This window comes from Streptomyces sp. NPDC054813 (assembly GCF_053611365.1).
The window spans coordinates 1-8,671 of sequence record NZ_JBSHAF010000009.1; the positions used below are offsets into that span (position 1 = coordinate 1).

Annotated in this window: 8 protein-coding genes; 5 read left to right on the plus strand and 3 right to left on the minus strand. The window is 73.1% G+C overall.

What is annotated here, in order from left to right:
• Positions 1-115: 115 nt before the first annotated feature.
• Both ACWGJB_RS19280 and ACWGJB_RS19285 read right to left on the minus strand, forming a co-directional pair.
• Complete coding sequence (locus tag ACWGJB_RS19280) at positions 116-1,402, minus strand: maleylpyruvate isomerase N-terminal domain-containing protein (RefSeq protein ID WP_453381362.1); 1,287 nt, start codon at positions 1,400-1,402, stop codon at positions 116-118.
• Positions 1,399-1,977, minus strand: coding sequence for a sigma-70 family RNA polymerase sigma factor (locus tag ACWGJB_RS19285; protein WP_453381363.1), 579 nt, complete (start codon positions 1,975-1,977; stop codon positions 1,399-1,401). The genes ACWGJB_RS19280 and ACWGJB_RS19285 overlap by 4 nt, the downstream gene beginning before the upstream one ends.
• A 394-nt stretch (positions 1,978-2,371) precedes the next feature.
• On the opposite strand from ACWGJB_RS19285, the gene ACWGJB_RS19290 reads away from it, so the two are divergent.
• The gene (locus tag ACWGJB_RS19290; protein WP_453381364.1) at positions 2,372-2,746 is read left to right on the plus strand and encodes an STAS domain-containing protein; all 375 of its coding nucleotides are present in this window, start codon (positions 2,372-2,374) and stop codon (positions 2,744-2,746) included.
• Positions 2,747-2,947: 201 nt separating this feature from the next.
• Positions 2,948-3,460, plus strand: coding sequence for an EF-hand domain-containing protein (locus ACWGJB_RS19295; RefSeq protein ID WP_453381365.1), 513 nt, complete (start codon positions 2,948-2,950; stop codon positions 3,458-3,460).
• Here the strand turns inward: ACWGJB_RS19295 and ACWGJB_RS19300 are convergent.
• Positions 3,444-5,117, minus strand: coding sequence for a class I adenylate-forming enzyme family protein (locus tag ACWGJB_RS19300; protein ID WP_453381366.1), 1,674 nt, complete (start codon positions 5,115-5,117; stop codon positions 3,444-3,446). The two genes, ACWGJB_RS19295 and ACWGJB_RS19300, sit on opposite strands and share 17 nt — an antisense overlap.
• Positions 5,118-5,245: 128 nt before the next feature.
• Here ACWGJB_RS19300 and ACWGJB_RS19305 point away from each other — a divergent pair, with 128 nt between their 5' ends.
• From ACWGJB_RS19305 to ACWGJB_RS19315, 3 genes are all read left to right on the plus strand, one after another.
• Positions 5,246-6,376, plus strand: coding sequence for an acyl-CoA dehydrogenase family protein (locus tag ACWGJB_RS19305; protein WP_453381367.1), 1,131 nt, complete (start codon positions 5,246-5,248; stop codon positions 6,374-6,376).
• Between the two features lie 6 nt (positions 6,377-6,382).
• Positions 6,383-7,252, plus strand: coding sequence for an acyl-CoA dehydrogenase family protein (locus ACWGJB_RS19310; RefSeq protein ID WP_453381368.1), 870 nt, complete (start codon positions 6,383-6,385; stop codon positions 7,250-7,252).
• Between the two features lie 552 nt (positions 7,253-7,804).
• Complete coding sequence (locus ACWGJB_RS19315) at positions 7,805-8,281, plus strand: ATP-binding protein (protein WP_453381646.1); 477 nt, start codon at positions 7,805-7,807, stop codon at positions 8,279-8,281.
• The last annotated feature ends 390 nt before the right edge of the window (positions 8,282-8,671 follow it).

The following is an 8,671-nucleotide window of genomic DNA, read 5'->3' on the forward strand; positions in this document are numbered from 1 at the left end:
GAGACGGGGCTGCGCCCCGCTTTTAGCTTTAGGGGCGCGGGGAACTGCGCGAACAGCCCCCACGTACCCGCGGCCGCCGGCGAAACCGAACCACCCGCCCCTTGGGCGAACGTCTCTACATCCGGCTCAGGCTCGCGGCAGCGAACAACACGTCCCTGATCGCCGCCCGGTCTCCCAGCTGCCCCGCCGCCGCATCCTCCGGAGGAACGTGGCCCGCGGCCAGCCGGCAGAACTCCACGTCGTCCAGCGCCACGTGCGCCACCTCGAACTCCTCCGAGCCCACCGCCCCCGGCGAGTCCAGCGGGATCAGCCACTCGCCGCCCCCGTTGCCCTCGATCTCCAGCCGCAGGCTGCGGCCGGGCTGTCCCGCAGGGACCAGGTGCGGGGTCGGCCCGGGCGCCGCCAGCCCCGCCTGCCGGCGCGCCGCCAGCGCAGCGGGCAGCATCCGCGCCGCGAGGTCGATCATCCGGTGCAGGTACCTCGGGGCCGGCGGCCCGTAGGGGTAGTCCACGGCCACCGCGATGTCCTCCGCGTGCACCCAGCACTCGAAGGCACGGTCCAGCATCGCGTCGTGCAACGGCAGCGCGAAGTCGCCGTACGACACCCCGAGGCGCCCGGCGCCGCTGCCGGTGAAGGAGACGGTCTGCACGATCCGGTGGCTCTGCTCCCGCCAGGGAACCCGCAGCGCACGGGTCGGCGGGAAGTGCGAGGCCTGCCAGAAGGCCTCGGTGCGGGCCGCGGGGCCCTGCGCGGGCGCCTCTCCCAGGGGGTCGTCCAGGCCGAGCGCGGCTGCCACCAGGCCGTCGACGGACAGCAGGTGCGCGATGACCCCGGCGACCGTCGTACGGCGGCTCGTCGGCGCCGCGCCGTCGAACCAGCGCAGCCGTACCGGCGCGTGCCACTCCGCGTCGCCGATGTCCTGGAGCAGGGCGTCCAGGCGGGCGGTCTCGGCGTCGTAGGGTGCCGCCCACTCGGGGATCGGGATGCGCGGCGGCCGGCGGTCCAGACAGGCCTCCAGGACGCGGGTGCGCAGACCGGGGTCGAGGTCGAGGCTCTCCGGCTGGTGCAGCAGACCGACCGCCTCGCGCAGCCGCCGTGCCTCGTCCGCGCAGGCCCCGCAGTCGCCGAGGTGGATCTCGACGGCGAGGGCCTCCGCCGTCGAGCAGGCGGCCAGCGCCCAGGCACCCAGCAGCGACTTCAGGACGTCGTGCGGCAACTCCAGCGGTACCGGCGGCAGGTCGTCGAGTTCGGGCAGCGGACGGCCGCCGTCCTCGACGGAGGCCCGGGGCAGCGGGATGCGCGGCGGCCCGCCCGGCTCGCCGCCGCCGTCCCGCGGCACGTCACCGGCCCCGCCGCCGGAGCCCGTGCCGTCGTGCGCGTCGAAGGGATCGGCGCCGGTCACGCCGCACCTCCGTACCCGGGCGGTCTCCCGGCGTCATGTGCGGTGGAGAGCAGCAGCAGCCCGAGGCGCAGCCGGCGGCGGGCCTCGTCCTCGGTGACGCCGAGGTCCACCGCGGTCTGGCGGTAGTCACGTCGCTGGAAGTAGGCGAGGTCCAGGGCGGCGCGCAGCGGGGTCGGCATGGAGTGCACGATGTAGTCCGCGCGGGCGGCGACGGAGGCGCGCCGCACCTTGCGCTCCAGCTCCTCCGTGGCCTCCGCGCCGGTGTCGCCCGGGGTGAGCGCGGCGGTCTCGGTGGCCCTGAGGCGCTGCACGGCGAGCCGGTGGGTCAGCGCGGCGACCCAGGAGCGCAGCGGGCCCTGCCTGGGGTCGTAGGCGTCCGGATGCTCCCAGACATGGGCGAAGACCTCGCGGGTTATGGAGTCGGCGGCCCGCTCGTCCCCGAGGACGCGGTGGGCCAGGCCGTGCACGAGCGAGGCGAAGCGGTCGTAGAGCTCGCCGAGGGCGGCGGCCTCGCCGCGCGCGAGCCGCTGCTGCATCTTGCGGTCCCAGCGGGGCGGTACGTCCTTCTTCGCCATGCGGCCCCCTCCCCGTGCCTGCGTCCAGCGTGTCTCCACCGTCTCCTCGAATGTAGTCGGCACGTCGGACAACGCACGCCCCTTTGTGGCAATGCGCGCCCCCTGAGGGCCCGTGAGTGGTAGGGGCCCTCCGGTGTTCCTCCGTGCGCTTCTCCGTGCGCTGGTCGGTGCGCCCCTCCGGGGGCTTCCGCGGTGTCACAGTCAGGTCCGGGCGAACCCTCCGCTTCTGATCGAACAGGATCGACAGTGACCGAAACAAGACCCTTGCTGATCGTCGCTCGTTTGTCATCCAGGGTTTCGGGGAACGGCCGCTGGGCAGCCGCGCGAAAAGAAGCGAAGGAACTGGCTCCGTTTCCGGGTGGTTCCGGAGATCCGGCGAGCGAAGGGCTGAGCCGTGGCTTTCAAGGTGACCGACGTCGAACAGGGTGAGTGGGTCGTGCTCGGGGTGTCGGGCGAACTGGACCTGGTGACCTCGCCGGTGCTGCGCCAGCGGGTGCACGACGCGGTGGCCGACGGCCATCACAGCCTGGTCCTCGACCTCTCCGACGTCTTCTTCTGCGACTCCAGCGGGGTCGGCGTCCTCATCGCGGCCCGCCGCCTGATCCGCTCCTGCCGGGGCCGGCTGCGGCTGATACTGCCCGCCCAGGGCGCGAGTGACGGTTCTCACGTCAACCGGGTCCTCGGTGCCCTCGGCGTACGACGGTTGTTCGACGTGTACCCCGACATGGACAGCGCGGTCAGCGACGAGGAGGGCCCGCTCTCGGCATAGCGGGGCTGCGCCCACCAGGGCCGGTGGGCCGGCGGGCGCGACGCGCCCTCCATAGCGGACGATCACGGCAGTGCCACATTGTTGTCGCAGAATTCCCCCGGTCTTGGCACAAGGGTCGTTTTCCCGCTCCAGGGTCGCCGCCCGCGTCGTACGCTCCCTGCGAGAGGAACCCCCACGTCACGTAAGGCGGCCCGAACACACATGGTCAGCACCGAGTACGAGCGACGGATCGCCGCCCGGTTCGCAACCTTCGACCAGGACGGCAACGGCTGGATCGACCGCGAGGACTTCAACTCGGCGGCCAAGGCGCTGCTCGCCGAGTTCGGCGTCCCCGCCCGCTCCGACAAGGGCCAGGCTCTGTACGCCGGCGCGGAGGGCTTCTGGCAGGGCATGGCCGGCATGGCGGACCGGGACGGCGACCAGCGCATCACCCGCGAGGAGTTCGTGAGCGGCGCGGTCAAGCGGCTGCACGACAATCCCGACCGGTTCGGCGAGATCGCCCGGCCCTTCCTGCACGCGGCCCTCGCCCTCGCGGACACCGCGAACGACGGCACGGCGACCGTCGCCGACACCGTGCGCGTGCTCCGCGTCCTAGGGGTCCCCCCGGAGACCGCCCGTGCGGTGGCGTCCGGCCTCGACATCGACGGCGACGGGAAGGTCGCGGAGGCGGAGATCGTCCCGGCGTTCGCCCGCTACTTCACGATCCCTGAGTAGCTCTCCCCGGCGCGGAGGCCTCCGGCTTCCGTGGTGCAGGAGTCTCCCGGCTTCCCGGCGCGGCAGTCCCGGGGTCCGTGGCGGGCGCCGAGAAGCGCTCGCGCAGCTTGTACTTGAGCACCTTGCGCAGGGTCTCGTTGCGCGGAAGGGCGTCCACCACCTCCAGCCGCTCCGGCAGCTTGTGCACCGACAGCCCTTCCGTGCGCAGGTGGGCCACCACCTCCGGAAGCGTCAACGCGGCGCTCCCCGGCGGTTGTTCGACCACGGCGCACACCAGCTCCCCGCGCTCCGCGTCCGGCAGCCCCACCACCGCCGCGTCGCCCACCGCCGGATGCGCGGCGAGCAGGTCCTCGATCTCCTTCGCCGAGATGTTCTCGCCCTTGCGGATGATCACGTCCTTGAGGCGTCCGGTGAGGACGAGATGACCGCTTTCGGTCAACTGCCCGAGGTCACCGGTCCGCAGGAACCCGTCCCCGTCGAAGACCTCGGCGGTCTGCGCCGGATCCAGGTACCCCTGGCACACCGCCTCGCCGCGCAACCGCACCTCACCACCCTCGGCGACCCGTATCTCCATCCCCTCCGGGGGCCTGCCCTCGGTCGTCGCCAGGTTCTGCGCCGTGTCGTCCGGCGCCCCCATCGTGATCATCGGCACCTCGGTCATGCCGTACCCGTGCGTCAGCTGCACCCCCATCTCGCGCACCACCGCGTGGTACACCTCCGGCGGCTTGGGCGCCCCGCCGCCGGCCAGCAGCCGCAGCGAGGGGATCACCGGGACCCCCGGCTGCTTGCGCTGCTCCGCCAGGAACATCGAGTAGAACGCCGTCGAGCCGCCCGCCACCGTCACTCCGTGCCTGCGGTACTCCGGGAGCGCGTCCGGCAGCGCGAACTGCTCGAACATGACCGCCGGGAAGCCGTACAGCAGCAGCATCACCGTGTAGTCGGGGCCCGCGATGTGCGCGTACGGGAACGCCATCGAGCCCACGTCGGACGCCGTGAGCCGCAACGCGTGCGCCAGGCAGGAACCGCCCGCGATCAGTGAACGGTCCGTGTGGAGAACGCCCTTGGGGTCGGAGGTGGTTCCCGAGGTCCAGTAGATCCACCGGACGGAGGTGCCCTCGGCGGGCGGGGCGGGCAGCACCGCCGGATCGCCGTCGGGCAGCTCGTCGTACGCCTCGAAGATCCCCTTCGCGCCCAGCCGCCGGGCCATCTCCGTGTGGTCGAAGCCGCGCCACACGCCCGGTACGGCGAAGAACTCGGCCCGGGACTCGCCCAGTACGAAGCCGACCTCGCGGTCCCGGTAGAAGGGGATGACGGGGCTCTGTACGGCGCCCAGGCGGGCCAGCGCGAAGGACAGGACTGCCGTCTCGATGCGGGTGGGCAGCTGCCAGGCGACGACCGTGCCGGGGCGCACGCCCATGGCGTACAGTCCGGCCGCCGTGCGTTCGGCACGCGCGCGCAGGTCGCCGAAGGAGAGGGTGCGGTCGCCCTGGAGGAACACCGGCCGGCCTGGGGTGAGTTCGGCGCGGCGGGCGACCAGGTCCCAGAGCGTGCGGGAGACGCCCAGCTCGCGCGCGACGGCGTCCGCTTCGTTTGCGACGGCGTCCGCCTCGTGCGGGGTGGCGTTCGCCTCGTGTGCGGTGGCGTTCGTTTCGTCCATGGCCGAGCCCCCTGCCGCCGTTAACTGACGAGTCGTCAGATCGTAGGTCCTGGCACCTTGTCGGTCCAGGGGTGCGGGGCTAGCCTGCGAGATCTGACGAACCATCAGCTCCGTGGGGGTGTCTGCCGGTGGATCTGTCGTACACACCCGAGGAGGAGGACTTCCGGGCGCGGCTGCGGGAGTGGCTCGCCAAGGTACTCCCCGGCCTGCCGCCGAAGCCGCGGCCCGAGGACTGGCCGGGCCGCCGCGCCTACGACCTCGGCTGGCAGCGGACGCTGTACGACGCCGGGTACGCCGACGTCCACTGGGACGCCTCGCCGACCACCCGGCTGATCTTCCTTGAGGAGACCGAGAGGGCCGGCGCGCCCTATGTGGGCGCCAACTTCGTGGGCCTGCTGCACGCGGGCCCCACCATCGCCGCCGAGGGCACCGGGGAGCAGCGGGCGCGCTGGCTGGCGCCGATCCTGCGCGGGGACGAGGTCTGGTGCCAGGGCTTCAGCGAACCGGGCGCCGGCTCCGACCTGGCGGCGCTGCGCACGCGTGCGTGGCGCGACGGGGACGACTACGTGGTGAGCGGTTCCAAGATCTGGACCTCGCACGCGGAGGTCGCCGACTGGTGCGAGCTGCTGGTGCGCACGGACCCGGAGGCCCCCCGCCACAAGGGCATCAGCTGGCTGGCCATGCCTATGACCGCGCCGGGCATCACCGTACGGCCGCTGCGCACGCTCGCCGGGTCCGCCGAGTTCGCCGAGGTGTTCCTCGACGAGGTGCGGGTGCCCGTGGCCAACCGGGTGGGCGCCGAGAACGACGGCTGGCGCGTCACCATGGTGACCCTCTCCTTCGAGCGCGGCACCGCCTTCGTCGGCGAGGTCGTCGCCTGCCGCCGGGTGCTCGGCGACCTCGCGCGCGTGGCGCGGGCGAACGGCACCTGGGACGATCCGGAGCTGCGGCGCCGCCTCGGCCGGCTGAACGCCGAGTTCCGGGCGCTGTGGCGGCTGACCCAGTGGAACGTCAGTGAGGCGGAGGGCAGGGGCGTGCCCGGTGTCGGCGGCTCGGTCTTCAAACTGCGCTACTCGCACGCCCGGCAGGAGCTGTACGACGCGGCCGCCGCCGTGCTCGGCCCGGACGCCCTCGACCTGGACCGGCCGTGGGTCCTCGACCGGCTCTCCTCCCTCTCGTACACCATCGCGGCCGGGACCTCGCAGATCCAGCGGAACATCGTGGCCGAGCGGATCCTCGGGCTGCCGAAGGGGCGGTGAACGGGTGTGCGCTTCCAACTGAGCGACGACCAGCGGGCGTTGCGGGACGGGATGCGGGAACTGCTCGCACGCCGGTTCGACGGCGAGGCGCTGCGGGCGGCGGTCGACACGCCCGCGCTGGACCGGGGGCTGTGGCGGGAGCTGGGGGCGGCCGGGTTCTTCGCGCTGCGGCTGCCGGAGGCGGACGGCGGGGTCGGACTCGGGCTGCCCGAGGCGGTGTTGGTCTTCGAGGAGGCGGGCCGGGCCCTGCTGACCGGCCCGCTGGCGGCCACCCACCTCGCGGCGGCCGACGTGCCCGGCGCGGCCACCGGGGAGGCCGTGGTGGCCCGCGCGGACGGCGGCCTGGTGGAGTGGCTGGCCGAGGCCGATGTCGTACGGGGGGACGCGTCCGGGGCCGTAGCGCTGCGTTCCGTGGACCCGTTGACGCCCCTGCACCGGGTGCCGGGGGCGGCGGCCGCGGCACCCGACCCGGTCGCCGTCCTCCTCACCGCCGCCGAGCAGCTGGGCACCGCCACGCGCGCGTGCGAGCTCGCCGTGCAACACGCCCGGACCCGGGAACAGTTCGGGCAGCCGATCGGGGCCTTCCAGGCGGTCAAGCATCTGTGCGCCGAGATGCTGGTGCGCGCCGAGACCGCGCGTGCGGCCGTCTACGCGGCCGCCGTGACCGCCGACCCGGTGGACATCGCGGCGGCCCGGCTGCTCGCCGACGAGGCCGCCGTACGCGGCGCCCGGGACTGTCTCCAGGTGCACGGCGGGATGGGCTTCACCTGGGAGTCGGAGGTGCATCTGCACATGAAAAGGGCCTGGGTGAGGGCGCAGCGTCGTGGAGGCAACACGGAGAGTGAGGAGATGCTCGCCGCCGACCTGCTCGGCTGAGCGTTCGAAACGGCTCTGGGCTGCGCAATCAGGGGTCCGGACGGCAGGGTGTCGCGGATCGTGGCATATCGGTGTCACTGAGCGTTGATATCGGGTTGTGTCCAACGCGTGACTCGTCACGGCCTGGAGTCGGGTGTCTCCTCGGGTACCTTCTGTGGGATGCGAGTGGTTCCGAGGACGAGCCATGCCGGCGGTGCCGTCGAAGCGGCCCCGCGGCTCATGGTGCGCACCGCCGCTCGCAGGGCGGTAAGGGCTTGCGCCCCCGCCTGTTCGACTCCCCGCAGCGAGCGTCGCACAGTATGCCGTACGCGTACTCCTTCGCGTTGGAATATGCCCGAAGCGCTTGTTGGGGTGACTGTACGTCAACCATGCTGTCTCGTAAGGGAATCACGTTCCGTGACCCTTGCTCTGGCCGTTGTTCTGGCCATGCAGAAAATGGCTACGATCGTGGCCCTCGTCGTCCTTGTCGCCGCGGTCCTTGTCGTGGCGCTCGCTCGGCGCGGGTTCATGTGTCCGCCGGTTCGGATGGTGTGAGCGGTGCAGGTGCTTCAAGTGCAGCTGGAGATCCGGCCCGACCCCGCGGAGGTGGGACGGGCCAGGAGGTGGGCGCGCTCGCGCCTCGCCGGGTCCGGTATAGCGGCGGACGAGCCGCTGGCCGAGACGCTGATCCTGCTCGTCTCCGAGCTGGTCACCAATGCCGTGGTGCACACGGGCTGTCCGGCCGTGCTGCGGCTCTCGCTGCCCGGCGCGGACCTCGGGAGCGCCGAGGAGTCGGTCACCGTGCGGCTGGAGGTCGCCGACACCAGCGACCGCGCGCCCGTACCGCGGTGCGTCGACAGTGACGCGACCGGCGGCCGGGGCCTTGCCCTCGTCGACGGGCTGGCCGACCGTTGGGGCTGGAGCCCCGAAGGCGCCGGCAAGCGCATCTGGTGCGAACTCGACCGGTGTTCGGAACCGGGGCAGGGCGCGGCGGTGGCGTACGGAGGCGGGCTGGCCTCGTTCGAGGGGCTGGCGTTCGAGGCGGTGTGATCCCGGTGTGCGGTGATGCGCCGGGGAATGCATCTGTGCGCGCCCATGATGAACCGGGTCATAACTCCTAAAACCCCGAACGGGTGTTGACGCCTTGTGACCGTGTGCTCACGCTTGAGGTCTGCGATTCGCCGCGAGGGGACGGCGAGGGGCCTGTCGGGACGCCCTCGTCGAGCGTGGGTCGAGTCGGACGGCGGCGTGCGGGACCGGGCTCGGGGCGGGCCGGTGCGCGCAGCCGTCCGGATTCCGGGGGGAATGGGGGAAGGGCGGTGGGGGGGGCGGGGCGGGGGGGGGGCGCCCCGCCGCGGCGGGGCGCCCCCCCCCCCCCCCCCCCCCCCCCCCGCGCGGGCCCGGGCGCCGCGCCCCCCCCCCCCCCCCGCGCCCCCCCCG